Source organism: Pseudomonas sp. xss_4, from assembly GCF_043104125.1.
GTDB classification, from domain to species: domain Bacteria; phylum Pseudomonadota; class Gammaproteobacteria; order Pseudomonadales; family Pseudomonadaceae; genus Aquipseudomonas; species Aquipseudomonas parafulva_B.
In genome coordinates this window covers 38,987-64,520 of the sequence record NZ_JBICKJ010000081.1, presented here as the reverse complement: position 1 = coordinate 64,520, position 25,534 = coordinate 38,987, and the positions used below count along the sequence as shown (strand labels likewise).

Sequence of the window (25,534 nt, the reverse complement as noted above, 5' to 3'; positions counted from 1 at the left end):
CCGCATTCAGCGCACCTCGCTTGCCTGAATGGCGGTCAGGGCAATGGTGTGCACAATGTCGTCGACCTGTGCCCCGCGCGGTAGATCGTTCACCGGTTTGCGCAGCCCCTGCAGCATGGGCCCGAGGCTCACGCCGTCGGTACTGCGCTGCACGGCCTTGTGTGTGGTATTGCCGGTGTTCAGGTCCGGGAACACGAACACCGTGGCGCGACCGGCCACCTGACTGCCCGGCGCCAGGTCGCGTGCAACGGCCGGGTTGACAGCCGCATCGTATTGCAGCGGCCCATCGATCAACAGCTGTTCGGCGCCCTCCCTGGCCATGCGTGTGGCCTCTCGCACTTTTTCCACCTCCTCGTCGCTTGCCGAATCGCTTGAATAACTGATCATCGCGACCCGTGGCGTGATGCCGAAGGTATGTGCAGATGCAGCACTCTGGCGCGCGATCTCGGCGAGTTCGGCGGCATTGGGGTGGGGGTTCATCACGCAGTCGCCGTAGACCAGCACCTGGTCCGGAAACAGCATGAAGAAGACCGAAGAAACCAGGCTGGCGCCCGGTGCGGTCTTGATCAGCTGTAATGCAGGACGGATGGTATTGGCCGTCGAATGCACCAGACCCGAGACCAGGCCATCGACTTCGTCCAGGGCCAGCATCATGGTGCCGATGACCACCGGGTCTTCAAGCTGTTGTTCGGCCATCGGTGCGTTGAGGTTCTTGCTCTTGCGCAGCGCCACCATGGGCTCGACATAGCGCTCGCGGATCAGGTCCGGGTCCAACACCTCCAGCCCTTCGGGCAGGGTGATGCCCTGGGCTCGGGCCACGGCATCGACCGCTTCAGGCTTTGCGAGCAGCACGCAGCGGGCAATGCCGCGTGCCTGGCAGATGGCCGCCGCCTGCACCAGCAGCGGCTCGGCCCCTTCGGGCAGGACGATACGTTTGTTGGCCTGCTGCGCGCGCTGGATCAGTTGATAGCGAAATACCGCAGGTGACAGGCGCATCTCGCGCGGAGCGCCGCAGCGCTGGCTCAACCAGGCGCCGTCAAGGTGGCTGGCCACGAAGTCGGTGATGAACTCGGCGCGCTCGCGGTCATCGACCGGGATTTCCCTGTTCAGGGCATTGAGCTGGTTGGCGGTGTCATATGACCCTGTGCTGACCGACAGGATCGGCAACCCTGCCTGCAGCGCTCCGCGGCATAGCCCCAAGATGCGCGCATCGGGCTTGCTGTCGCTGGTCAGCAGCAGGCCTGCCAACGGCACGCCGTTGATCGCTGCCAGGCTCACGGCGAGGATGATGTCGTCGCGATCGCCGGGCGTCACCACCAACGTTCCAGATGTCAGCAGTGGCACGGTATTGGCCACCGTGCGGGCGCAGATGATGATCTTGGTCATACGGCGCTGCTCAAAGTCACCGGCATTGAGGACCTGGGCCCCGAGCAGCTCTGCCACATCCCGCGTGCGCGGGGCATTGAGCTCCGGCTGATAGGGAATGCAGCCGATCAGGCGGAAATCATTGCCGCGCAGCAGCGGCGAGTGCTCACGCAGACGCGTTGAGAATTGCTCCATGCTCTGGTCGGTGCGCACCTTGTTCAGGATCACACCCAGCACCTTGGGGTCGCGCGGGCCTCCGAACAGCTGGGCCTGCAGCTCGACCCTGCCGGACAGTTCACTGAGCACTTCCTGTTCGGCGGCCGATACCAGGATCACTTCGGCATCCAGGCTCTTGGCAAGGTGCAGGTTCACGCGGGCTGCGTAGCTGGCGTGACGGGTAGGGACCATGCCCTCGACCACTACCACGTCGTTGCCGACACAAGCCTGCTGGTACAGGCGAACGATCGACTCGAGCAGCTCGTCCAGCTGACCATCGCCCAGCATCCGTTCGACCTGGGCCAGGCTCAGCGGCGTCGGCGGCATGATGCCGTGGGTACGAGCGATCAGCTCGGTGGAGCGCTCCGGGCCGGTGTCGCCCGGGTGGGGCTGGGCAACAGGCTTGAAGAAGCCCACTTTCAGGCCGGCGCGCTCCAGCGTGCGCACAAGGCCCAGGCTGATGGACGTAAGGCCGACGCCAAAGTCGGTTGGTGCGATGAAAAAAGTCTGCATGCGTGCTTCTCGAAATAAGCGGTGCAAGGGATCAGCGATCAAGGGTAGCGCTATCGGCACCCTGTGCGCACCAACCGCACGGGAACGCCTGGCCAATGCGCTGCGCTCGCTGTTCGGGGTCGAGCACCCATGGGCGCAGCTGCCAGGGCGGCACGTGGCGCAGGTGCTGGGTGTGGCCACAGCTCAACTGGGCGACCCAGTGGCCTTCGGCATCCTGGGAAAAAGCGATGATCCGACTGATGGGCATGGGCGGATCCAGGCGAGGTTCGCAATCGGGCGATGGCTTGGTTACACTTGTGCGTTCTACATTCTTTTGCAAAAGGTCTTGCCCCATGCTGATCGCCGCCAACAAGGCTGTCTCCATCGACTATACCCTGACTAACGACGCCGGGGAGACCATCGACAGCTCCGCCGGTGGCGCGCCGCTGGTTTACCTGCAAGGTGCCGGCAACATCATCCCAGGCCTGGAAAAAGCCCTGGAAGGCAAACAGGCCGGCGACGAGCTGACCGTTTCCATCGAGCCTGAAGAGGCCTACGGCGAATACCTGGCCGAGCTGGTCAGTACCCTGAACCGCAGCCTGTTCGAAGGCGTCGACGAGCTGGAAGTGGGCATGCAGTTCCACGCCTCGGCCCCCGATGGCCAGATGCAGATCGTCACCATCCGTGACGTGGACGGCGACGACGTGACCGTCGATGGCAACCACCCACTGGCCGGCCAGCGCCTGAACTTCCAGGTCAAGGTCGTTGACGTACGTGACGCCAGCGAAGAAGAAATCGCTCACCGTCACATCCACGGTGAAGGTGGCCATCACCACTGATCTTTCTGCGCTAAGCTCAGAAAGTCGCCAGGCGTTCGGGCAAGCCGCCCTGCCTTCCCCAGGAAGGCGACGGCTTGAACGAACGCCTTTTTAGTGGGCGCAATTTGCCCAGGTGCCGTCGGCGGCCTGAAAAGGGGATTACAGCATGAGTGCATTTCACGACCTGAAGTTGAACGCGCTTGACGGTGGCGATCTGTCCTTGAAACCGTACAAGGGGCAGGTAGTGCTGGTGGTCAACGTGGCCTCCAAGTGCGGCCTGACACCTCAGTACGCGGCGCTTGAGCAGCTCTACCAGACGTACAAGGACAAAGGCTTCACGGTCCTTGGCCTGCCCTGCAATCAGTTCGCAGGGCAGGAGCCGGGGAGCGAAGCGCAGATCCAGGAATTCTGCAGCATGAACTACGGCGTGAGCTTTCCGCTCGGCGCCAAGCTCGATGTGAACGGGCCCCAGCGCCATTCGATGTATCGTCTTCTGGCGGGCGAGGGCGCGGAGTTTCCAGGGGACATTACCTGGAATTTCGAGAAATTCCTGGTGGGCAAGGACGGGCGGGTATTGGCGCGCTTCTCCCCGCGCACGGCGCCGGATGACCCTGGGGTGGTCCAGGCCATCGAAAAGGCCCTGGGCTAATCATGCACCGGGTGCTCACCTCGGCCGCTGCAGTGGCTTCACAGCGGCGGCATGGGCTGTATCGAGGTCGCTTGGCGCGCATGAACGCTCTGTGAAGCGCTGAGCAGGTGCGCTTCGAACTGGTCGACGATTTTCGACCACCCCTGGTGGCTGGCATGCTGTCGAGCGTTGAGCCTCACCCGCCGCAGGGTCTCGCTGTCTTGCAACAGCCAGCAAGCGGCATCGATGAAGGCTGCCGCATCCCCTGGCATGGCCAGCGCCCCATTGTGGCCATGGCCGATGTGCTGCGCAGCCGTTGCCTGGTCATAAGCGACCACCGCCAACCCTGACGCCATGGCTTCGAGCACCACACGGCCAAACGTCTCGATCAGGCTGGGGAACAGAAACAGGTCACTGCTGGCATAGTGCTCGGCCAGTTGTTCGCCTCGCTGGACGCCGCATAGCACAGCCCCGGGGACCTGCTGCTGTAGCTTCCCCCGCAGTGGCCCGTCCCCCACCAGGATCAGGCGTACCCTTCGCTGTGGCAACGCCCGTTGCAAAGCCTCGAAACAGCTTTGCAAAAGCCCCAGGTTTTTCTCCGGTGCCAACCGTCCCACATGCAAGACGGCGATATCATCGTGGCCCAGACCCCAGTGTTCGCGCAGCGCCTGGCTGCGACGGGCCGGGTTGAACAGCTCCGCGTCCACACCGTGCGGCATGTGCACCAGCCGCTCGAAGCCGCGGCGCTCCAGCCAACGCCGTTGGCTCAAGCTGGGCACGAGCGTCAAGACGGCCCGGCGATGAAACCAGCGCAGGTAAAGGCTTAGCAGGCGTCCCACTACGCCCATGCCGTGTTGCCCTGAAAGGTGCGCAACGTGGGTATGCAATCCGCTAACAACGGCGATCCCTAAACGCCGAGCAGTGCGTAATGCGCTCAGCCCCAGGGGGCCTTCAGTGGCGATGTAAATGACGTCAGGCCGTTGCCGGCGCCAGTGCCTTGCCAGCGTGCGCAGGGAGACCTTGTCCCGTTGCAAACCCGGATAGCCGGGCAGTGGCCAGTCGCGCCACAGTCGCACGCCAGGGTTGTGCCCCGAAGCCTGCTCTCCTGGCTGTCGGGGGCGCACGATCCTGACGTGATGGCCACGCAGGCGCAGCCCTTCGCTCAGGTTCAACAGTGTGCAGGCCACGCCGTTGACGTGCGGGGCGAAGGTATCGCTGACGAGGCAGATGTGCAGAGCAGGTGTATTCATGAACAGACTATCCACCTGCTGCATTGCCGGGGCATGACGGCGAAGTGACGTCGGCATGATGCAGGGGGGCATGACGCCTGTAACGCGCACGAATATTCATCACGGCTGCACTCAAGAGGCGCAGTTGCCCGCCGATGCAGTTGCATTCGCCCCCACGCTCCAGGAGAGCGGTGATGTTCAACAACAAGCTCAAGCAAGAAATCCGGCAGTTGCGTGAAGAACTGATGATCATCGACCAGATCAAGAGCAGCCTGGACAGCGAGATGCTGGTGCTGCAACTCGACCCTGCCGGTCGGATCGAACTGGTCAATGGCAATTTCGAAACCGAGATGCTGTATCGGGCTGACCAATTGCTTGGGCGCAACATCGACGACATCGTGCCTGCCCACGTCAAATCACTGGATTTTCACCAGCGCATGAAAAATGCCATCAGCCGGGGCGAGCATTTCAATGGCGCGTTTCGCCTGCTGCGCGGGGACGGCCAGGAAGCCTGGCTACGTTCGATCCTGCAACCTGTGAAGGGTAGCGACGGGCGCATCAAGTATTTCACCCTGCATTCGAGCGACCTGACCCGTACCATCATCACCTCCCGGGAGCACGAGAGCCTGATCAAGGCGCTGATGCGCTCGACGGCGGTTATCGAGTTCGACCTCGATGGCATGATCCTGACCGCCAACGAGCGCTTCCTGTCGGCAGTGGGGTACCGGCTGGATCAGATCCGTGGCAAGCACCACCGCATGTTCTGCGAACCTGCCGAGGTCAACTCACCCGCCTACCAGGCATTCTGGGACAAGCTTCGCCGCGGTGAGTACATTGCCGAACGCTTCCGTCGGATCGATGCCCATGGCCGGGTGATCTGGCTGGAAGCTTCCTACAACCCGATCTTCAACGCCCACGATGAGCTGTACAAAGTGGTCAAGTTCGCCACGGTCATCACCGATCAGGTGAACCAGGAGCAAGCGGTGGCCCAGGCGGCGGACGTTGCCTACAACACCTCCCGGGAAACGGACACCAGCGCCCGTCGGGCCACAGAGGTGGTCGGGCAGAGCGTCAGCGTCATGCGTGGGCTCGAATCCTCGATGCTTCAGGCTGCCGAAGGCATCCAGGCGCTGGACACCCAGTCGCGGGTCATCGGTTCGATCATCAAGACCATCAGCGATATCGCCGGGCAGACCAACTTGCTGGCGCTCAACGCCGCCATCGAAGCCGCCCGTGCTGGCGAGCAGGGGCGGGGCTTTGCGGTGGTGGCCGATGAGGTGCGTCAGCTGGCCTCGCGCACCAGCACGGCTACCGAGGAAATAGCCCGTGTGGTACAGCAAAACGAGCAGTTGGCCCAGGCTGCAGTGTCGATCATCGACACCAGCAAGCGCCAGGCCGAAGAAGGCCGCGCGCTGGCGGACCAGACCGGAAACGTGATCGAGGAAATCCAGGAAGGGGCCAGGCGGGTGGTAGATGTGGTGGGGCAGTTTTCCAGCCGCCTGGGGCAGTGATGCCGGGCAGTTGTGCAGGCCGGTTGTGTTCCATGGTGAGGCGACGCGGCGGCGCTCCCGTTGGACGCGCCTAAGATCGGCCGCTGCCTGACGGGCACGCGGCCGGTTCGGTCAGTCACTCGCTCATCGCCAGCCCATCGCCCATACCTGGGCGTCGCGCAGCACCCGCCAATCCAGCCACTCGCTGCGCCCGCTGTGCACCGCCTGCAGTTCCACACGCAGCAGCACGCCCGCTTCGTCGTGCTCCAGGTCGGTGACCAGGAAGTGCTTTTCACGGTTCACCGGCTGCGTCGCGGTCCATTTCGACAGCTTGAGTTTGGCGGGACTGAAGCGGTTCATGGTCTGCTCCTGTAGATGAGGTAGGGTAACGCCTGGGACAGGCTCAGGCTCGATGCGCAGGTGTGTTCACGGCCCGTGCATTCCCGTTCTCACGCACCCAGAACAAGGTAGCCCCAGCCACCGCCGCCGGCATCATCACCACGTTCACCCCCGGGATCAGCAACGCCAGGTAGGTCACCCCGCCAAAGCCCAGGGACTGCCAGCGTTTTTCCCGAAGCCAGGCGAGCATGTCCTGCCAGCTCATCTTATTGTTGTCGGCCGGGTAGTCGATGTATTGGATGGCCATCATCCACACGCCGAAAATCAGCCAAAGCGGCGCGGCGACCACGTTGACCACCGGGATCAACGACAGGATGAACAAGCCGGTGGCGCGCGGCAGGAAGTAGCCGAGCTTGCGCATTTCGCGGCCCAGTGTGCGGGGGATCATCGCCAGCAGCTCGGCCCAGCTGAAGGCCGGGAAGTGATCGTCGCCGCGCACCACCACTTCCACCTTTTCAGCCAGAAAGCCATTGAACGGCGCGGCGATGATGTTGGCCACCAGGGTAAAGGTGAAGAACACCATCAGCACCAGCAACACCACGAACAGGGGCCAGAGGATATAGGTCAGAAAGCTGAGCCAGCTTGGCAGGGTGGGCACCAGCGCGTCCAGCCACTGGCTGAACTGGTGGCCGGCAAAATAGATGAGGCCACCGAACAGCAGCAGGTTGATGGTCAGCGGCAGCAGCACGAACAAGCGCAGGCCAGGGCTCAGGATCAGCTTCAGGCCTTCGCGCAGGTACTGCGGCCCGGAAAGAACGGGGGCTTGCATGTATCACTCCGCAGAAAAGTTGGTTGGCAGACATTACCGAGTTTCAGGGGGATGCGGAAGCTGCGCCATCTGGGTGAAACCGGTGGTAACAAAAGCCAATGATCGGACCCTGCCAACGCAACGACGCGCATAGACGATGGCTATGAGGTGGATTGTCTAAGGATATTTCCTTACTCTTTGCCACCTCGCTACAGTGCGCTCATATTTCAGCGTCACCGGCCTGCCCGTGGTGCAGGCCCTACTTCATTTGCACAGCTGGCCTTTTCAGCCCGCTCGACAGGAGTTCGACATGTCCGAAGCACGTCATTCGCGCGTCATCATTCTGGGCTCCGGCCCTGCCGGTTACAGCGCAGCGGTCTATGCGGCCCGTGCCAACCTCAAGCCGCTGCTGATCACTGGCATGCAGGCCGGTGGCCAATTGACCACCACCACCGAAGTCGACAACTGGCCAGGCGACCCGCACGGCCTGACCGGCCCGGCACTGATGCAACGCATGCAAGAGCACGCCGAGCGTTTCGAGACTGAAATCGTCTTCGATCACATCAATGCCGTGGACCTGGCCAACAAGCCGTTCACCCTGACCGGCGACAGCGGCACCTACACCTGCGACGCCCTGATCGTGGCCACTGGCGCCAGTGCTCGCTACCTGGGCCTGCCGTCGGAAGAAGCGTTCATGGGCAAGGGCGTATCGGCCTGCGCCACCTGCGATGGTTTCTTCTACCGCAACAAGCCGGTCGCAGTGGTTGGCGGCGGCAACACGGCCGTTGAAGAGGCGCTGTACCTGGCGAACATTGCCAGCAAGGTAACCCTGGTGCACCGCCGCGATACGTTCCGCGCCGAGAAGATCCTGGTCGACAAGCTGCATGCCCGCGTCGCCGAAGGCAAGATCGAACTCAAGCTCAACGCTACCCTGGATGAAGTCCTGGGCGACAACATGGGTGTGACCGGCGCGCGCTTGAAGAACAACGATGGCAGCACTGACGAGATCAAGGTAGATGGCGTGTTCATCGCCATCGGCCACACCCCGAACACCTCGCTGTTCGAAGGCCAGCTGACCCTCAAGGACGGCTACCTGGTGGTCAGCGGCGGCCGTGAAGGCAACGCCACCGCCACCAACGTCGCGGGTGTGTTCGCCGCAGGTGACGTGGCTGACCATGTCTACCGTCAGGCCATCACCTCGGCCGGTGCTGGTTGCATGGCCGCCCTGGACGTCGAGCGCTACCTGGACGGCTTGGCCAACGCCTCGTTCTGATCCCTCAACCGGGGCCGCCTGGCGGCCCCGTGTTACAGGCTCAGGCGCATCGACAGGTCGACCGCTCGCACATCCTTGGTCATCGAACCTATCGAGATGTAGTCCACACCGGTTTCGGCGATGGCCCGCAGGGTCGTTTCGCTGACGCCGCCACTGGCCTCCAGCTTGGCCTTGCCAGCGGTGATCCCGACGGCTTCTTTCATCTCGTCGAGCGTCAGCTCATCGAGCATGATGATGTCGGCACCCGCGCTTAGCGCCTGATGCAATTCCTCCAGGCTTTCCACCTCGATTTCCACCGGCTTGCCGGGGGCGATGCGGTGTGCGGCTTGTACCGCCTCGGCGACGCCACCACAGGCGGCGATATGGTTTTCCTTGATCAGGAAAGCGTCATACAGGCCTATGCGGTGGTTGTAGCAGCCGCCACAGGTCACTGCGTACTTTTGCGCCAGGCGCAGGCCCGGCAAGGTCTTGCGGGTGTCCAGCAACTGTACGTGAGTGCCTTGGACCAGATCCGCCAACGTGCGCGCGCGCGTGGCGACCCCGGACAGCATCTGCAGGAAGTTGAGTGCACTGCGCTCGCCGCTGAGCAGCGCGCGCGCCGGGCCTTCCAGGTGGAACAGCGGTTGGTTGGGCTGGGCGCGATCGCCGTCGACCACCTGCCAGTGCACGGCTACGCGTGGATCGAGTTGACGAAACACCGCATCGACCCAGGCCGTACCGGCCACCACACACGCTTCGCGGGTAATGATCGTTGCCTTGGCCAGCCGCTCGGCCGGGATGAGCTGGGCGGTGATGTCGCCGCTGCCGATGTCCTCCAGCAACGCACGGCGCACGTTGGCTTCGATTTCGGCGGTGAGGTCGGCAAGGCGTAGGTTAGGCATGGTTGGCTCCACAAGCGAGATGCCCGCGATTATAGGGCAGGGCGCAGGCCTGTACAGCCGGTGCTCGGCTGCCATGACGCAACGGGTTGAGCAATCACTGCCTGTACAGGGTCAAGACATTTAGCAAGGAAACGCGTCTGGCAGTAAAAGGAATAATTCCTGATAATGCTGTCTGATATTTGGCGTCATGCTATTGGCGAAACTGGCCGCGTCTAGGCCCGACACCCTGCAAGGAGTACAGGATGCACAAAGAGGGCAAGGTAGTGCCCTTGGCGGCGGCTGAACATGGACGGCGCACGCCCGCCACGAGTCTGCCCATCGCGCTGCTGCAGGTGCGCGATCAGGCCGCCCTGCAACTGCGCCAGGGTTTGCAGGCGCTGTTCGACAATGCCGACGATACCCTGTTCGAAATGGCCGACAAGGCCGCGGACCGGTTCGCTCAGCACCTGTATTTCGAAGCCATGCGCGACTTGCGACTCAAGCGCAAGAGCATCGAGCGGCTGTTTCTCGATACCGTCCATGATGCCTTCGCGCGCTTGGCCGAGCCTGAGCATACCCCGGCAACCGTCGCTCCCGTATTGTCGTTTACCCCCGGTCAGTCCGAGCGTGCAGCAGCAGTGGAGGCGATGGTGACCAGGGTAAAGGCCCGTGATGGCGTCGCGCTACAGCAGCTGGGCCTGCGCTTGCAGACGCTGCTCGAACGTCATGTGCCTGAGCAGTGCAACCCCCTGAACCCGATTGCCTTGTGCCGCTGCTTTCTCGAGGCCGGACAAAGCCTGGGTGTAGGGCCGCGCGTTAAGCTGGTGCTGCTCAAGCTGTTCGAACGGTATGTATTGTGCGACGCGCAAGTCATCTATGGCGAAGCCAACAGGCTGCTGATTGCGGCAGGCGTGCTGGGTCAGCTGCCACCGACGCCTTGCCGACGAGCCGGGGACAGTTACTTGCTGGCGGAGCCGGACGAGCGCTCCTACCATGAGCCTGAAGCGAGCGAAGATACCGCAGGCGATGCGTTGTTCGCCTGCCTGCAACCGCTTCTGCGATCCGCACGTGGTTTGTTCGCGCCTCGCCTGGAGGCACCGGCCGGCGCCCAGCCGGTCAGCAGAGCCGATCTGCTGCGGTTACTCTCACATCTGCAGCACTATGTGCCAGAGCCCGATGCGGCTGACGATTTCGCCCTTGGCCAGCAAGTGGAGCAATTGCTGCTGACCATCAGCGTGCGTAGCGGTACCCGCCGCTTTATTGGCGGGGACGACGAAGACATGATCAACCTGATCGATCACGTGTTCAGGTTTATTGCTCGCGACGACAATCTACCCCCCTGCCTGCGAGCCGTGCTGGCGCGCCTGCAGATCCCGCTGCTCAAGGTGGCGCTGCTGGACAGGGGGCTGCTCAGCCGCGCCAGTCATCCCGCCCGGCGGCTGCTCAACGAAATGGCGGCGGCGGGGCTCGGCTGCGACCCGCGCGAGCAAGAGCAGGGTGATGCGTTGCAACTGCGCGCTGAACGTGTGGTTCAGCGCCTGCTCATCGACTTTGCCGAAGACACGAGTCTGTTCGGTGAGCTACTTGAGGACTTGCTCGGGCAGACCCAGCATGAACGGCGGCGTACCGAGTTGTTCGAGCAGCGCACCCGGGACGCCGAAGAGGGGCGGGCCAATGCATCGCTTGCCAGGCGACAGGTGCAACACGTGCTCAGCCAGCGCCTGCGGGGACGGGTCTGGCCCCAGGCAGTGGTACGGATGCTGATCAACAACTGGAGCCAGGTGATGATGCTGGCTTGGCTCAGACACGGCGAAGCGTCTCTGGGCTGGCGCAGTGCGCTGCAGACCCTCGATACCTTGCTGGCCAGTGTGACGCCATCGCTTCAGCCGCAGGCCCTGGTGCATCAGGTACCACCGTTGCTCAAGTCGTTGCGCGATGGGCTGGCCAGTGTCGGAACCGACTCGCTGGTGACCCGTGAATTTTTCCGCAAACTCGAACAACTGCACATACGTGCTTATGCAGGTGGCGCTGAGGCCGACGAGGACGACATCCTGGTCACCCAGGACATCCTGTTGGCGTTGGCCGAAGAGGCAGACGGACCTGGGCAGCAACCGGCCGGTGACAAGGGCAAGGTCAAGGTCTCGCAGAAGGTGCAACGCTTGCGCATGGGTACCTGGATTGAAGTGTCCGATGACAGTGGCATTCAGCGCTGCAAGTTGGTGGCACGCCTGGACAGTTGCGACAAGCTCGTCTTTGCAAATCGCAGCGGCATGAAAGTGCGGGAGTGGAGTGGCGCAGGCCTTACCCAGGCCCTGGAAGCCGGCACCGTTCGCGTATTGGATGACGGTCCTTTGTTCGAGCGCGCCCTGGAAGCGGTCATAGAGGATTTGCACAGGAGCGGGCTGGCTGCTTTGTGATGATTACCGTGTCAACGCTAGCGGCAGCAGGGCATACTGACGCTCTGTGCAGCACTTTTCAGGACAGGCCCCTCATGCAATTGGACCGTGCCACTGGCTGGTTCCACGGAGACGGAATCACCCACTGCCCCTCACCGAATTTCAACGCCCGCCCGCAAGGTGAGCAGATTTCTCTGCTGGTGCTTCACAACATCAGCTTGCCGCCGGCCAACTTTGGCGGCGGTTACGTCCAGGCGTTCTTTCAGAACCGGCTCGACCCGAACGCACACCCGTATTTCGCCAGCATCGAGCACCTGAAGGTATCTGCACACCTGTTCGTCGAGCGTGGGGGGGCGGTGACCCAGTTCGTCTCGTTGCATGATCGGGCCTGGCATGCCGGCGTCTCCTGTTTCGACGGCCGTGAGGGCTGTAACGATTTCTCGATCGGCATCGAGCTGGAGGGCACTGACGAGATACCGTATACCGATGCGCAGTACCTGACCCTCGACCGCTTGACGCGGCACATCCGCAAGGCCTGGCCGGCCATCGCACCCGAGCGTATCCAAGGGCACAGCGACATTGCCCCCCAGCGCAAGACCGACCCCGGCCCTGCCTTCGACTGGGCGCGGTACCGCCAGGCGTTACAGCGCGAGGAGGGCTGAGGCATGAGTTTTCTGGTATTGATCCTGGTGCTGTGGTTCGAGAAATTTTCGGGCTTGCGCCATCTGGTCCAGCGTGACGGTTTCTTCCTTGGCGAACTGGCGCGCCTTGAGCGCAAAGGTGGGCTGCCTGTAGGGTGGGTACTGGCCGCTGTGGTGCTGGCTCCGGTGCTGGTGCTGACACTGCTGTTACATGTGCTTGAGCCCGTTGCCTACGGCCTGCTGGCCCTGCCAGTGCATCTTCTGGTGCTGGTTTATAGCCTGGGACGTGGCAATGCCAAGGCTTCCCTCGGGCCCGTGCGTGACGCCTGGCACAGGGGCGATGAACAGGCCGCGCTGCACGTGGCCGCACGTGACCTTGGCGTAGTGGCCGATGGGCCACGCAGCCTGCTCGAACGCCTGCAAAGCAGGTTGCTGTGGGAGGCCTACCAGGGCTTTTTCGCCGTCATCTTCTGGTACTTCCTGCTGGGGCCGGCCGTTGCCCTGGCTTACCGCCTTCTGGCGTTGTGCCAAGCGCACAGTCAGCGACCCGCACTCCAGCACCGCGCCGAGCAGCTTCGCCACCTCATGGACTGGGTGCCGGTCAGGGTGGTGGCATTGAGCTTTGCCCTGGTCGGCAACTTCGTGGCCGTTGCCCGCGAAATATTGCACGAGTTGTTGAACTGGCATGTCACTGCCGCGCACCTGGTAGCCCGCGTCGGGCGTATGGCTGATGACGGCAGTGATGCCGGCACTGCCAGTGAGAATGATTGCGGAATGCGACGCCTGGATGGCCTATGGGACCTGGTGCTGCGTTGTGGTGTGCTGTGGTATGCCGCTTTCGCGTTGTGGACCGTGTTGGCCTGACCGCGCGGGGCGGGCCGGCGCGAATCAATGCAGGGCTTGCCAACCGAACAGCTCGCAGGCATTGCGCGTGCTCGCTTCGGCCAATTGCTCGACGGGCACGCCCATCGACTCGGCCAGCGATTGTGCGATGTCTGGCAGGTGCTCGGGGCTGTTGCGCACCCCCGGATGCATGACCGGCGCCATGTCCGGTGCGTCGGTCTCCAGCACCACGCTGTCGAGCGGTAAGCGGGCAATCGTACGGCGCAGCCGCAAGGCCTGGGGCCAGGTCGCCGCGCCGCCCAACCCAAGCCGAAAGCCTAGCTTGATGTACTCACGTGCCTCTTCGTAACTGCCGGCGAATGCATGGATGATACCCGCCCGCATGGGCTTGTAGCGCTTGAGGGTGGCAATCACCTGGGCATGGCTGCGGCGCACGTGCAGCAGGGCCGGTAGCTGGAAGTCGCACGCCATTTGCAACTGCGCTTCGAACACGTCCTGCTGACGAGCCTTGTCCAGTTCAGGGAGGTAGTAATCCAGTCCGAACTCGCCCAGCGCACACAGGCGGCTATCGCCACGCAAGCGCTCCAACCAGGCGCGCAACTGCTCGATGTGGCTCGGTTGATGATCTTCAAGGTAGACCGGGTGCAGGCCAAGCGCCGCGGCCAGGCGCGAGTCGCTGCAGGCCAGGTCCCATACCCGCTGAAAGTTGGCCTGATGAACCCCCAGCACCACCATTCGCTCGACGCCTTGCGCGCTTGCACGGGCCATCAGGCTCGGGCGGTCGGCGTCGAAGTCCGGGAAGTCCAGGTGCGTGTGGGTGTCGATCAGACGCAGGTTCATGACGGGTCGATTCGTTGCTTGAAGGTGCGCGAGACCGCATGCACGCCTGGTTCGTAGCGTTTTTCTTCAATCGCGGCAAGGGCCAGTTCCAGTGCCTTGGCGGCCATGTCCCCGTGACGTTGGGCCATGGCATTGACCGGCAGCGGCAAGAAGTCGAGCAACTGGTTGTCGCCGAATGTACCCAGCTGCAACCTGCGCGACTCGGTGGGCTGGGCGTGCAGCGCGTCGAACACTCCCTGCAGGAGCACGTACGAAGTGGTGATCAAGGCATCGGGCAGGCCACCCAGCTCATCGATCAATTGCTGCATGAGGCGCTGCCCGCACTCTCGGCTGAACGCTTCGCCCTGGTAGCGGCGCACCTCACCGGCAAAGCCCTGTAGCGCATCGTCGAAGCCACCGGCGCGGGCCTGGCTAACCGACAGTTCAGGGCGTGCGCCGATCAAGGCAATGCTGCCTGGCGAGGTGCTCAACAGGCTGGCGGCCAGACGACGACTGGCATCATGGTCATCGCTGATCACCGAGCAGAAATACCGGGGGTCCAGGCCTCGGTCGATGGCAATGACCGGCAGGCCCTTGTCTTGCAACTCGCGGTAGCTCTGATCGTGCGGCGGCAGGCAGCTGGCCACGAACAAGGCATCGCACCGGCGCGCCCGGAACAGCTGCTGCAACTGGCGCTCGCTGTCGGGCTGGTCGTCACTGCTGGCGATCAGCAACTGGTAGCCCCGGGCCCGAGCCCCTTGCTCAAGGCGCTTGGCAATACGCGCGTAGCTGGGGTTCTCAAGGTCCGGGAGGATGAAGCCCAGCGTGCGGGTATGCCGGCTGCGCAGGCCAGCGGCCTGAGGGTTGGGCGTAAATCCATGGGCCTGCACCACCGCCTGCACGCGCTCCACGGTGCTGTTGCTGATGCGTTGCTGTTCGGCCTTGCCATTGATGACGTAGCTGGCGGTAGTGACGGACACACCGGCCAGGCGGGCGATATCGCTGAGTTTCACCGAGTTTTCCTTGTTATGACCAAAGCTGGCTGTAGGCGATGACCAGGCAGTTTGACCCTGATACCGCAGCGAGCGCAGGCGAGCATTGTCGCAATTGTCCGACAGGATGGGGCTTTTTCATCGGCAGATTATCGAGTAACGTGGCCGCCTGGTCAGATTAAACGTTTCAGCCTCCTGATTTTCTGCCTCTGCTGCCCACTGTGCAAGGCGGTTGAACTGGCCATTTCCGTGAATTTCACAACAATACTCCAGTACCCATCCGGGAACTGCAAAGGGAGAAGGTCATGCTTGAGCTCGCCAAGGAGCAGATAGCCATGGGCCAGACGGCCCCAGACAAGGCACATGCATTGCGCCTGCTGGCGGATCGCCTGGTCGCCGACGGACTGGTCGCCGAGGGCTACCTGCAAGGGTTGCAGGATCGCGAGGCGCAAGGTTCCACGTTCCTTGGCCAGGGCATCGCCATCCCCCACGGTACGCCGCAGACCCGCGACCTGGTGTACACCACGGGCGTGCGCCTGTTGCAGTTTCCCGAGGGTGTGGACTGGGGTGATGGGCAGATCGTGTACCTGGCCATTGGCATCGCCGCGCGCTCTGACGAGCACTTGCGCCTTCTGCAATTGCTGACCCGTGCCCTGGGCGAAACCGATCTGGCAGAAGCCCTGCGCCGTGCAGGCTCGGCCGAGGCCTTGCTCAAACTGCTGCAGGGTGCACCGCAGGCGCTGGCGCTCGATGCGCAATTGATCGCCCTGAACCTTCCGGCCGAAGACTTCGATGAGCTGGCCTGGCGCGGTGCGCGCCTGTTGCAGCGCGCCAACTGCGTGGACAGCGGCTTTGCCGCTGTGCTGCAGCAGGCAGAGCCGCTGCCGCTGGGAGAGGGTTTGTGGTGGCTGCACAGCGAACGCCAAGTTCGCCAGCCAGGCCTGGCCTTCGTCACCCCGGCACAACCTGTGCGTTATCGCGATCAACCGCTGACTGGCCTGTTCTGCCTGGCCAGCCTGGGGGCTGCCCACCAGGCATTGCTCGAACGGTTGTGCGAAGTGTTGATCGAAGGGCGCGGGCAGATGCTCTACCAGGCCACCAGCAGCCGCGCCGTGCTCGAAGTGCTCGGCGGCGAGGCGCCTGCCGACTGGCCGAGCGCACGCATCCTGCTGGCCAATGCCCACGGCCTGCATGCCCGCCCAGCCAAGGTGCTGGCGCAACTGGCCAAACGTTTCGAGGGCGACATTCGCGTGCGCGTGGTCGAGAGCGGTCAGCCTGGCGTCTCGGTGAAAAGCCTGAGCAAGCTGTTGAGCCTGGGCGCGCGCCGTGGCCAGGAGCTGGAACTGGTGGCCGAGCCCGCTATCGCCGCCGATGCCCTGCCTGCGTTACTGGCAGCCATCGAGCAAGGGCTGGGCGAGGAGGTGGAGGCACTGCCGCTTGTCCCAGAGACCCCCGCGCAGCCAACCGTCGAAAAGGCGAAGGCGCCGGCGGCCGGCAGCCGCGTACAGGGTGTGGGCGCTGCCCCGGGTATCGCGTGCGGCCCTGCCCACGTCGTGACCGAGCGCACGTACGACTACCCGCTGCGCGGCGAGTCGTACGATCAGGAACGTCACAAGCTGACCCAGGCCGTGGCTACCGTCAGTGCCGATCTTCAGGTGCTGGTGCAGCGCAGCGACGCGGCCATCGGCGAGATTTTCGTCACCCATCAGGAAATGCTGGCCGACCCGGCTCTGACCGACGACGTCGAGCAGCGCCTGGCTCAGGGGGAGAGTGCCGCTGCCGCATGGGTGGCGGTGATCGAGTCAGCCGCCAGCCAGCAGGAAGCGCTGCATGACGCTTTGCTGGCCGAGCGGGCTGCCGACCTGCGCGACGTGGGCCGCCGCGTATTGGCCCAGCTGTGCGGGGTCCAGACGCAGAGCGAGCCTGACCAACCTTACGTACTGGTGATGAGCGAGGTCGGCCCCTCCGATGTCGCCAGGCTCGACCCGGCGCGGGTTGCCGGTATCGTCACAGCCCAGGGTGGCGCCACCGCGCACAGCGCCATTGTCGCCCGGGCGCTGGGTATCCCTGCCGTGGTCGGAGCCGGCGCCAGCGTGCTGCTAGTGGAAAATGGCACGTCGCTGCTGCTCGACGGCCAGCGCGGTATGGTCAACGTCGCGCCGCCAGCCGATGAGCTGCAGCGTGCCTTGGCTGAGCGCGACCTGCGCGAGCAGCGCTTGCAAGCCGCGTGGGCCAACCGTTTCGACCCGGCCGTGACCCGTGATGGCCATGCCATCGAAGTGTTCGCCAACATCGGTGAAAGCAGCGGTATCGCCAAAGTGGTGGAGCAGGGGGCCGAAGGCGTCGGCCTGTTGCGCACCGAGCTGATCTTCATGGCCCATTCCCAGGCGCCGGATGTGGCCACCCAAGAGGCCGAGTACCGGCGCGTGCTCGATGGCCTGGACGGGCGCCCGCTGGTGGTGCGTACCCTGGACGTGGGCGGTGACAAGCCGCTGCCCTACTGGCCGATCGCCGCGGAAGAAAACCCCTTCCTCGGCGTGCGCGGCGTGCGCCTGACCCTGCAGCGCCCGCAGGTGATGGAAGACCAGCTGCGTGCCCTGCTGCGCGCCGCCGATCAACGCCCTTTGCGCATCATGTTCCCCATGGTCGGGCAGATGCACGAGTGGCGCGAGGCACGTGCGATGGTCGAGCGCCTGCGTATGGAGATTCCCGTGGCAGACCTGCAGGTGGGCATCATGGTCGAGGTGCCCTCGGCAGCTTTGTTGGCGCCGCAACTGGCGCGCGAGGTGGACTTCTTCAGCATCGGCACCAATGACCTGACCCAATACACCCTGGCCATCGACCGTGGCCACCCCAGCCTGTCCGCCCAGGCCGATGGGCTGCATCCTGCGGTCCTCAGCCTGATCGACATGACAGTGCGCGCCGCCCACGCCCATGGCAAGTGGGTGGGGGTTTGCGGCGAACTGGCGGCTGACCCGCAGGCCGTCGCGGTGCTGCTGGGGCTTGAAGTGGACGAGCTGAGCGTGGCGTCGCGCAGCGTCGCCGAAGTCAAGGCCCTGGTGCGCCAGGCCGATTCCCGTACAGCCCGCGCCCTGGCGCGCGAGGCCTTGCAACAAGACAGTGCCGCCGCGGTTCGCGCGCTGGTGGAGCGTTATTGAATGGCCAAGATCCTGACCCTGACCCTCAACCCTGCCGTGGACATCACCATCGGGCTCGACAGCCTGCGCCCCGGTCACGTCAACCGCAGCCAGGCCCAGCACAGCCACGCAGCTGGCAAGGGCTTGAATGTCGCCCAGGTGCTGGCCGACCTGGGCCATACCGTGACCGTCAGTGGTTTTCTTGGGCAGGACAACCTGCAGGCATTCGAAGCGCTGATCGACTGGCGCGGCTTCTGCGATTGCTTCGTGCGCGTGCCTGGGGAAACCCGCAGCAACCTCAAGCTGGTCGAGGCCGATGGCCGCGTCACCGACATCAATGGCCTGGGCCCGGAAGTGGACGCGGCCGCCCGCGATGCCTTGCTGCGCCTGTTGCGCCAGGAAGCACCGGGGCATGACGCCGTGGTCGTTGCCGGGAGCCTGCCACGCGGGATTAGCCCTCAATGGTTTGGTGATTTGCTCGATGAGCTCAAGGCCATGGGCTTGAAAGTGGCGCTGGACACCAGCGGCCAGGCGCTGCGCGTCGGTCTGCAAAGCCTGCCCTGGCTGGTCAAGCCCAATACCGAAGAGTTGGGCGAAGCCCTGGGTACGCCCGTGGACGATGCCGATCAACAGCGACTGGCCGCCCGGCAGCTACTGGATCAGGGCGTCGAGCACGTGGTGGTTTCGGCCGGCGAGCACGGGGTACGCTGGTTCGCCCATGATTTCACCCTGGCGGCGGTACCGCCCAAGGTGAAGGTGGCCAGTACGGTCGGTGCTGGGGACTCCCTCGTGGCCGGCATGGTCCACGGGCTGTTGCAGGGTGAAGCCGCATCGCGCACTTTGGCCCGTGCCACCGCCATCGCCGCACAGGCCGTCACCCAGGTGGGTTTCGGCATCAACGACCATGACCAGTTGGCCCGCCTGCAAGCCGCTGTGAGCCTGACAGAACAACAAGAGGGTTGCCAATGAACATTGTCATTCTCACTGCCTGCCCCAATGGCCAGGTATCGAGCGTGCTCAGCGCACGTCTGCTGGCGGCTGCTGCCCAGCGCCGTGGCTGGACCACTCAGGTCGAGGTGCAGGATGCCGAGCATCCCGAACGACAGCTCGACGCAGCGCAGATCGCCGACGCCGACTGGGTGCTGGTGGTCAGCACCGGCCCGGTGGACCTTACCCGCTTTGTAGGCAAGCGTGTGTACCAGAGCACGCCGTCCCAGGCTTTGGCTGACCGCGAAGGTTTTCTCGACGAAGCAGCTGCCAATGCGCAGCCGCTGACGGCCGTAGCCCCCGATGTCGACACCCGCGAGGAAGTGCGCATCGTTGCAGTCACTGCGTGCCCGACTGGCGTCGCCCATACCTTCATGGCGGCCGAAGCCCTGCAACAGGCCGCGCAACAGATGGGCTACCAGCTCACCGTTGAAACCCAGGGCTCGGTCGGGGCACGCAACCCGCTTTCGGCCCAAGCCATCGCAGCTGCCGACGTGGTGCTGCTGGCCGCTGACATCGAGGTGCCCGCAGCGCGCTTTGCGGGCAAGCGCATCTACCGCTGCGGCACTGGCATTGCGCTCAAGCAGGCCCGCGCCACCCTGGACAAGGCGCTGGCCGAAGCCAAGGTGGAGGAGGGTGGGACTGCTTCGGCCAGCGCTGCCGCCAGCAAGGGCGAAAAAACCGGCGTCTACAAGCACCTGCTGACCGGTGTCTCGTTCATGCTGCCCATGGTCGTGGCCGGGGGGCTGCTGATTGCCTTGTCGTTCGTGTTCGGTATCGAAGCCTACAAGCAAGCGGGGACGCTACCGGCTGCGCTGATGCAGATCGGCGGTGAAGCGGCCTTCAAGCTGATGGTGCCACTGCTGGCCGGCTATATCGCCTGGTCCATCGCCGATCGGCCAGGGTTGGCCCCAGGCATGATCGGCGGGCTGCTGGCCAGCACCCAGGGTGCCGGCTTCATCGGCGGCATCGTGGCGGGCTTTCTGGCCGGCTACAGCGCCAAAGCCATTGCCCGTTGGGCGAAGCTGCCCACCAGTCTGGAGGCGCTCAAGCCGATCCTGATCATTCCCTTGCTGGCCAGCCTGTTCACCGGTCTGGTGATGATCTATGTGGTGGGGCAGCCGGTGGCGGCCATGCTCGAAGGCCTTACGCGATTTCTCGACAGCATGGGCACCACCAACGCGATCCTGCTGGGGCTGCTGCTTGGTGGCATGATGTGCGTCGACCTCGGCGGACCGATCAACAAGGCCGCCTATGCGTTCTCGGTAGGGTTGCTGGCGTCTTCGAGCTATGCCCCGATGGCTGCCACCATGGCCGCCGGGATGGTACCGCCGATTGGCCTGGGCTTGGCCACGTTCCTGGCCAGGCGCAAGTTTGCCCAGAGCGAGCGAGAGGCGGGCAAGGCGGCCTTGGCACTGGGGCTGTGCTTCATTTCCGAGGGGGCCATCCCATTCGCCGCCAAGGATCCGCTGCGAGTGATTCCGGCGAGCCTGGCAGGGGGCGCGCTGACTGGGGCCTTGTCCATGTACTTTGGTTGCAAACTCATGGCGCCCCATGGTGGACTGTTCGTCCTGTTGATCCCGAACGCCATCAACCATGCCGCGTTGTACCTGTTGGCGATTGTCGCAGGTAGCTTGTTGACGGCGGTGGTGTATGCGCTGATCAAGAAGAACGAAAACGTCGAGCTGATGGTGGCGCCAGCCAAGGGATAGAGGTGCTTAACGGCAAGCCTTTTCGGTTACGGATGCCGCTCTTAAGGGGCGGCGTCAGCCTGGCACAGTGCCGTTCACCGGCACTGTCGGCGAACCCGCTCAACACCCATGCTTGCGCCGCAATGGCACCAGCAGGTCACTCAGACCGTTATGGTCGACTTCATGCATCAAGGCCAGCAACTCCCCCAGCTCCCCTGTAGGAAAGCCCTTGCGCGCAAACCACGCCAGGTAATCGCCCGGCAAGTCGGCAATGATCCGACCTTGGTATTTGCCAAACGGCATACTGCGAGTCACTAACAGTTCAAGACTTTGCTGGTTGAACATTTTTCAGATCTGAACGTGAAAATGCCGACCATACGGCAATCTGCACGAGTACCCAAGCGCAATCATGCAGAATGCTGCTTTCCAAATAATATTTGATTTGGCTAAGTCATTGAAATATATGCATTTTATAAGATTGCTCAATTTGGCACGATCACTGCTCCTATCCAGATGACTATCACCTGCCAAGGAGTTTTGCCATGAGTGACGTTAACAAAGACGTTATCAACGTATTGAACGACCTGATCGAGTACAGCAAAGACGGCGAAAAGGGTTTCCGTGAATCGGCCGATGATGTCAAGAATCCTGAACTGAAAGCGTTCTTCGTTCAACGTGCTGGCGAGTGCGCGAATGCTGCTGCCGAACTGCAAAGCGAAGTACGTAGGCTTGGCGGGGATCCAGAGACATCTACCAGCATTACAGCTGATATCCATCGGGGATGGGTGAACTTCAAGTCCATGCTGACAGGTAAGAGCGAAGAGGCAGTGCTCAACGAAGTCGAGCGCGGTGAGGATCATGCGCTGAAGGCCTACAAAGAGGCCCGTGAGAAACTGGTGAAGCTGGGTCGTAGTGCAACAGACTCCACCTACACCCTGGTCGAGAAACAGCTGCAAGGCGTACAGCGCAACCATGACCAAGTAAAGGCGCTGCGTGATTCGGCCCGCGCCCGCTCTTAAGTGACCGGGCCTTCTACCCGGTTGCGGCCCTTGGCCTTGGCCCGGTAGAGCGCTTCATCCGCACCACCCAGCATGGCTGCTAGGCCCTGCTGGGTGTTTGCGTTGAAGCTGCCAATGCCGATGCTCACCGTGACCGGCTGGGTATCGTTACCGAAAGGAGCGAGTCGCTCGACGCTACGGCATATCCGTTCTGCCAGCAGCCGTGCACCTTGCGCGTCGGTTTCTGGCAGTACCACCTGAAATTCCTCCCCGCCATACCGAGCAGCCAGATCGGCCGGCCGACGGATGCAGGCCTCGATGGCCTTGGCCACCTCGCGCAGTGCGTGATCACCGCCCGCATGGCCGTGGCGCTGATTGAACGCCTTGAAATGGTCCACATCCACCATCAGCACCGTCAGTGGCTGGCGGGAACGCTGAGCACGTGCCCATTCATGGCGCAGCATTTGATCCAGGTGCCGGCGATTGGCCAGGCCGGTCAGGCTGTCGGTCGCGGCCAAGGACGCCAGGCGCTGTTCAGCCTGGTAACGGCGATGCAGCTCCCGGCCGAGCAGCCAGGTCAACCAGATGATCCCTGCACACAGCAGCCCGGTGGCGACGCTGACCAGCAGCGCCGTGCGGCGCCAGGACGCGAACACCTCGTCGGTGGCATGCACCACCAGCACGATCAGCGGCAGGTCGCCCACCCGTGCAAAGGTATACATGTGCTCGCTGTTATCCCCGGCTGAGGCCGCGACGAAGCTGCCACTTTGTTGCCCGAGTATTCGCTGGAAATTGGGCTTGCCGGCGTACTGGCTGCCCACAGATGGGTCGGACCGGCCCATGGGTTGGCGGGCCAGTAGCTGGCCTTCGACGTTGAACAGGTTCACGCTGCTGTTGGCACCGATATCCAGGCGTTTGAACAGATCGGTGACATAGCCAAGGCGCAGTGCGCCAGCCGCAATCCCGGCGAAATTGCCGTTCGGGTCGGTGATGCGCCGGCTGAAGCTGATGCACCAGTCCAGGTCGCCCAACCGGGCCTTGAACGGCGGCCCCACCAGCAGGGCGGTGTTTGGGTTGTGCAAGTGGGTCTGGAACACGCCCGTGTCCCGGAAGTTGGCCTTGCGCGGTACGCTGCTGGTCGAATCACCTACCACGTCACCATTGCTGTTCAGCCACAGTACGTCCCCGCGCTTGCGGTCGGCGAAGGTATCATCGAACAGCAGCCGTTGGCGCAGGGGGCCGGGTACCGAGGGCAGCTCCTTGCGGCCTACCGCCCAGATCAACCCTTGAAGGGCCTGATCATAAAGCTCGACATTGCGCAGGATGTCACTTTCGATCAATTGCACGATGTTGTTGGCCGAGCGTACGGCCGATTGCTCCACGCTCTCACGCTCGCGCATCAGCAAGTAGCTGACGATGGCCACGATGGCGAGCACGGCCAGGCAACTGCCCAGCACGAGAGCCAGTTCAGGGTGCGACCGGGAAGAGGCAAGGCGTAACGGTGAGGTAGGCATGGTCGCGACTGCTGGGGGGCATTTGCGGCGGCGACATTCTAGGCAAGAGGTGATTGTCGGACAAGTTCGCCCGACGGAATCACTGCGCGGCAGAGATCGCCCTGCCGCACGGATTAGCCAGTGTCTGTACCAAGCTGTCAGAACACGTTCAGAGGGTAGTCGACGATGACGCGCACTTCGTCGTTGTTGCTGTTGCCATCGATCGAGGCGTAGCCTTGGCCGCCGCGGTGCGTGGCGTAACGGACCAGCACCGAGAGGTCTTTGAGGTCGCCTTCCTGGAACACGTACTTGACGTCCAGGTCGCGTTCCCAATGCTGGGCCTGCTTGCCATCAGCCCGGTAGTAGTCGTAATGGTTGTTGTCCTGGGCAGCCTTGGTCAGGTCGGCCTTGCCCCGCGAGTACGACAGCGATGCGCTCAGGCCAGGCAGGTCGAGGCCGGCGAAGTCATACCCGTACTGAAGTTTCCAGGACCGCTCGTTCGGCGCATTGAAATCCGAATACATGCGCGAGTTGTCCAGGTAGACGCTGTCTCCGAGGTTGATGTAGTCGAACGGCGTATCGCCGTTAACCCGCTGATAGGCGGCGGTCACGGTATGAGCGCCTGCATTGAGGGTCAGGTGCAGGCTGTAGGTGTTGTTGTCGATGCTGCCCAGCAAGGCCCGGCCTGTGTCTTGCGTATGGTAGAAGTGAGCGCCAGGGTTGAGGCTGACCTGCTCGTTGACCACATAGGTGTAGTCGAAGTCGGCGTAGTACTGGTTCCAGATGTCCTTGAGTTCAGCCGCATACACGCTGGTCGTGATGTTGGGTGTACCGCTCCAGGCTGCGCCCGCCCAGCTCAGGTGCTTGCTCTTGCCGCGCTCATCCAGTGAGCCGTAGTAGGTGTCGATACGGCGATGGCCGCTTTGGTTGTAGGGCTTGGTGAAACTGACCTTGCCACCCTCAAGCAGCAGCCCTTCGACGCTGGTGTTGGTCAGGCTGATACCCCGGAACGTCTGCGGCAGCATGCGGGTTTCGCCACCGGCGATCACGGGGTTGGTCAGAAACAGATCACCGGCCTTGAACTCGGTGTCCAGCGCCTTGAGCTTGAGCGCCGCGCCTGCGGTGGAAAACGAATGCGGGGCTGCCCCCAGTTCACCGTCGCTTTTCACACGGGTCGGCAGGATGCTGGTGCCTGCATGACCACCACCACCGTCGAGCTTCACCCCTAGCATGGCGTGCGCGTCCAGACCGAAACCGACAGTGCCTGGTGTGTAACCGGATTCGAAGCGCGCCACTGCCCCTTGACCCCATTCCCGCGTATCGCGTGCACCGTGATTGTGGGTATCGCGGTTGAAATAAGCATTGCGCAAGTGCAGGTTCAACGACGATCCCTCGACAAAACCCTCGGCGTTGTCATCGGTGGCCTGAGCCGTGACGGGAATACTTGCACTGAGCGCAATGAAAAGCGGGGTGAAGCGAAACGCGAAAGACACCGGTATAGACTCCTTGATCGGTAGGCGGGGCAGTGCTTGTTATAAGGGATGGCCATGCTTGGCGCATGACACAACTGCCAGGAAAAAACACAGCGCATACGAAAAAAAGCCGCTGATAGGGCAGCGGCTTTTAGAGGCTAACATATTGAAACAGATGAATCCCATGGCGCCTGTTGAACGCGCCGAGGCGTAGGCTCAGCTGTCGGCGTCGGTATCGACAACCGCTTTGGACGCTGTCTGCGGCGAGCCTTTGACGGTGTCGGCATGCTGTGTGGCCACTGTTTCACGGGCCTCCTGATGGGCCGCTGCGAACTCGGCGTTGCGGGCCACGAATGCAGGCGACTCTTCGGCCATGGCCAGGGGGGACAACAACAGGGACGACAGGACGAACACGCTGGCAATACCCATACTGTTGGACATTTCTAACTACCTTCTTGCGGTGCAAGTACTAATGAGGACAGGGGTAAAGTTAGTCGTGTGGAGGCAGTTTAAACAGAGCGAAGTTGGATAAGCACTGTTGCGTAAA

The 25,534-nt window shown here is 63.1% G+C and carries 23 protein-coding genes and 1 pseudogene; 12 read left to right on the top strand and 12 right to left on the bottom strand.

From position 1 onward, the window contains the following. Positions 1 to 6 precede the first annotated feature (6 nt). Together pta and ACF8GB_RS17535 are read right to left on the bottom strand one after the other, a co-directional pair. Positions 7 to 2,094 carry a phosphate acetyltransferase gene (gene pta / locus ACF8GB_RS17540; protein WP_058639447.1) on the bottom strand — a complete coding sequence of 696 codons (2,088 nt, stop codon included), beginning with the start codon at positions 2,092 to 2,094 and terminating at the stop codon, positions 7 to 9. Positions 2,095 to 2,125: 31 nt separating this feature from the next. Continuing rightward, complete coding sequence (locus ACF8GB_RS17535) at positions 2,126 to 2,428, bottom strand: DUF3565 domain-containing protein (RefSeq protein WP_058639476.1); 303 nt, start codon at positions 2,426 to 2,428, stop codon at positions 2,126 to 2,128. On the opposite strand from ACF8GB_RS17535, the gene ACF8GB_RS17530 reads away from it, so the two are divergent. Both ACF8GB_RS17530 and ACF8GB_RS17525 read left to right on the top strand, forming a co-directional pair. After that, positions 2,427 to 2,912: a peptidylprolyl isomerase gene (locus tag ACF8GB_RS17530; protein ID WP_058605858.1), complete on the top strand. Its 486-nt coding sequence runs from the start codon at positions 2,427 to 2,429 to the stop codon at positions 2,910 to 2,912. The two genes, ACF8GB_RS17535 and ACF8GB_RS17530, sit on opposite strands and share 2 nt — an antisense overlap. Before the next feature lie 145 nt (positions 2,913 to 3,057). Further along, positions 3,058 to 3,540 (top strand): glutathione peroxidase, encoded by a 483-nt coding sequence (locus tag ACF8GB_RS17525; protein WP_058605857.1) that lies wholly within the window; start codon positions 3,058 to 3,060, stop codon positions 3,538 to 3,540. A gap of 38 nt (positions 3,541 to 3,578) precedes the next feature. Here ACF8GB_RS17525 and ACF8GB_RS17520 read toward each other — a convergent pair whose 3' ends face one another. Further along, positions 3,579 to 4,769, bottom strand: a complete 1,191-nt coding sequence (locus ACF8GB_RS17520; RefSeq protein ID WP_326383386.1) for a glycosyltransferase family 1 protein — start codon at positions 4,767 to 4,769, stop codon at positions 3,579 to 3,581. 134 nt (positions 4,770 to 4,903) lie between these two features. On the opposite strand from ACF8GB_RS17520, the pseudogene ACF8GB_RS17515 reads away from it, so the two are divergent. Both ACF8GB_RS17515 and ACF8GB_RS17510 read left to right on the top strand, forming a co-directional pair. Then, positions 4,904 to 5,719, top strand: a pseudogene (locus ACF8GB_RS17515) (PAS domain-containing protein); the annotation flags it as partial. Further along, the gene (locus ACF8GB_RS17510) at positions 5,714 to 6,259 is read left to right on the top strand and encodes a methyl-accepting chemotaxis protein (RefSeq protein WP_392527387.1); all 546 of its coding nucleotides are present in this window, start codon (positions 5,714 to 5,716) and stop codon (positions 6,257 to 6,259) included. The pseudogene ACF8GB_RS17515 and the gene ACF8GB_RS17510, both read left to right, overlap by 6 nt. Before the next feature lie 123 nt (positions 6,260 to 6,382). On the opposite strand, the gene ACF8GB_RS17505 is transcribed toward ACF8GB_RS17510, so the two are convergent. Then, a complete protein-coding gene (locus ACF8GB_RS17505; protein ID WP_023534670.1) occupies positions 6,383 to 6,598 on the bottom strand; it encodes a TIGR02450 family Trp-rich protein in 216 nt (71 codons plus the stop codon). Positions 6,599 to 6,641: 43 nt separating this feature from the next. After that, positions 6,642 to 7,406: a sulfate transporter CysZ gene (cysZ, locus tag ACF8GB_RS17500; protein WP_058605855.1), complete on the bottom strand. Its 765-nt coding sequence runs from the start codon at positions 7,404 to 7,406 to the stop codon at positions 6,642 to 6,644. Positions 7,407 to 7,695: 289 nt separating this feature from the next. On the opposite strand from cysZ, the gene trxB reads away from it, so the two are divergent. Then, positions 7,696 to 8,658 carry a thioredoxin-disulfide reductase gene (trxB, locus tag ACF8GB_RS17495; protein ID WP_058639474.1) on the top strand — a complete coding sequence of 321 codons (963 nt, stop codon included), beginning with the start codon at positions 7,696 to 7,698 and terminating at the stop codon, positions 8,656 to 8,658. Between the two features lie 32 nt (positions 8,659 to 8,690). Here the strand turns inward: trxB and nadC are convergent, their stop codons facing one another. Further along, positions 8,691 to 9,539, bottom strand: coding sequence for a carboxylating nicotinate-nucleotide diphosphorylase (gene nadC, locus ACF8GB_RS17490; protein WP_058605854.1), 849 nt, complete (start codon positions 9,537 to 9,539; stop codon positions 8,691 to 8,693). Positions 9,540 to 9,781: 242 nt separating this feature from the next. Here nadC and ACF8GB_RS17485 point away from each other — a divergent pair, with 242 nt between their 5' ends. The 3 genes from ACF8GB_RS17485 to ampE all read left to right on the top strand — a co-directional run bounded on the left by ACF8GB_RS17485 (position 9,782) and on the right by ampE (position 13,419). Then, the gene (locus tag ACF8GB_RS17485; RefSeq protein ID WP_392527373.1) at positions 9,782 to 11,935 is read left to right on the top strand and encodes a DUF1631 domain-containing protein; all 2,154 of its coding nucleotides are present in this window, start codon (positions 9,782 to 9,784) and stop codon (positions 11,933 to 11,935) included. A 74-nt stretch (positions 11,936 to 12,009) separates the two neighbouring features. After that, the gene (ampD, locus tag ACF8GB_RS17480) at positions 12,010 to 12,576 is read left to right on the top strand and encodes a 1,6-anhydro-N-acetylmuramyl-L-alanine amidase AmpD (protein WP_196186333.1); all 567 of its coding nucleotides are present in this window, start codon (positions 12,010 to 12,012) and stop codon (positions 12,574 to 12,576) included. A gap of 3 nt (positions 12,577 to 12,579) precedes the next feature. Then, entirely contained in the window at positions 12,580 to 13,419 is an 840-nt protein-coding gene (gene ampE, locus ACF8GB_RS17475; protein WP_196121971.1) for a regulatory signaling modulator protein AmpE, read from the top strand. 24 nt (positions 13,420 to 13,443) lie between these two features. On the opposite strand, the gene ACF8GB_RS17470 is transcribed toward ampE, so the two are convergent. Beyond that, positions 13,444 to 14,232 (bottom strand): TatD family hydrolase, encoded by a 789-nt coding sequence (locus ACF8GB_RS17470; protein WP_058639473.1) that lies wholly within the window; start codon positions 14,230 to 14,232, stop codon positions 13,444 to 13,446. Between the two features lie 2 nt (positions 14,233 to 14,234). After that, positions 14,235 to 15,230: a catabolite repressor/activator gene (gene cra, locus ACF8GB_RS17465; protein WP_058605850.1), complete on the bottom strand. Its 996-nt coding sequence runs from the start codon at positions 15,228 to 15,230 to the stop codon at positions 14,235 to 14,237. Positions 15,231 to 15,514: 284 nt separating this feature from the next. On the opposite strand from cra, the gene ptsP reads away from it, so the two are divergent. Genes ptsP through ACF8GB_RS17450 form a run of 3 tightly spaced genes read left to right on the top strand, consistent with a single transcriptional unit; the run spans position 15,515 to position 21,045 of the window. Then, the gene (gene ptsP, locus ACF8GB_RS17460) at positions 15,515 to 18,367 is read left to right on the top strand and encodes a phosphoenolpyruvate--protein phosphotransferase (protein ID WP_392527372.1); all 2,853 of its coding nucleotides are present in this window, start codon (positions 15,515 to 15,517) and stop codon (positions 18,365 to 18,367) included. Continuing rightward, positions 18,368 to 19,315, top strand: coding sequence for a 1-phosphofructokinase (gene pfkB / locus ACF8GB_RS17455; RefSeq protein ID WP_196121969.1), 948 nt, complete (start codon positions 18,368 to 18,370; stop codon positions 19,313 to 19,315). It abuts the gene before it with no gap. Beyond that, entirely contained in the window at positions 19,312 to 21,045 is a 1,734-nt protein-coding gene (locus ACF8GB_RS17450; RefSeq protein ID WP_392527371.1) for a PTS fructose-like transporter subunit IIB, read from the top strand. Before pfkB ends, ACF8GB_RS17450 begins: the two co-directional genes overlap by 4 nt. A 99-nt stretch (positions 21,046 to 21,144) precedes the next feature. Here ACF8GB_RS17450 and ACF8GB_RS17445 read toward each other — a convergent pair whose 3' ends face one another. Then, positions 21,145 to 21,369: a DUF3820 family protein gene (locus ACF8GB_RS17445; RefSeq protein WP_058639436.1), complete on the bottom strand. Its 225-nt coding sequence runs from the start codon at positions 21,367 to 21,369 to the stop codon at positions 21,145 to 21,147. 197 nt (positions 21,370 to 21,566) lie between these two features. Here ACF8GB_RS17445 and ACF8GB_RS17440 point away from each other — a divergent pair, with 197 nt between their 5' ends. Further along, positions 21,567 to 22,043 carry a PA2169 family four-helix-bundle protein gene (locus ACF8GB_RS17440; protein WP_058639435.1) on the top strand — a complete coding sequence of 159 codons (477 nt, stop codon included), beginning with the start codon at positions 21,567 to 21,569 and terminating at the stop codon, positions 22,041 to 22,043. Here the strand turns inward: ACF8GB_RS17440 and ACF8GB_RS17435 are convergent. The 3 genes from ACF8GB_RS17435 to ACF8GB_RS17425 all read right to left on the bottom strand — a co-directional run bounded on the left by ACF8GB_RS17435 (position 22,040) and on the right by ACF8GB_RS17425 (position 25,428). Beyond that, positions 22,040 to 23,536 (bottom strand): diguanylate cyclase domain-containing protein, encoded by a 1,497-nt coding sequence (locus tag ACF8GB_RS17435; RefSeq protein ID WP_392527369.1) that lies wholly within the window; start codon positions 23,534 to 23,536, stop codon positions 22,040 to 22,042. The genes ACF8GB_RS17440 and ACF8GB_RS17435 overlap by 4 nt on opposite strands. A gap of 137 nt (positions 23,537 to 23,673) precedes the next feature. Next, complete coding sequence (locus ACF8GB_RS17430; protein WP_325943639.1) at positions 23,674 to 25,008, bottom strand: OprD family porin; 1,335 nt, start codon at positions 25,006 to 25,008, stop codon at positions 23,674 to 23,676. Positions 25,009 to 25,203: 195 nt separating this feature from the next. Further along, positions 25,204 to 25,428: a hypothetical protein gene (locus ACF8GB_RS17425; RefSeq protein ID WP_078479089.1), complete on the bottom strand. Its 225-nt coding sequence runs from the start codon at positions 25,426 to 25,428 to the stop codon at positions 25,204 to 25,206. Between the last annotated feature and the right edge of the window lie 106 nt (positions 25,429 to 25,534).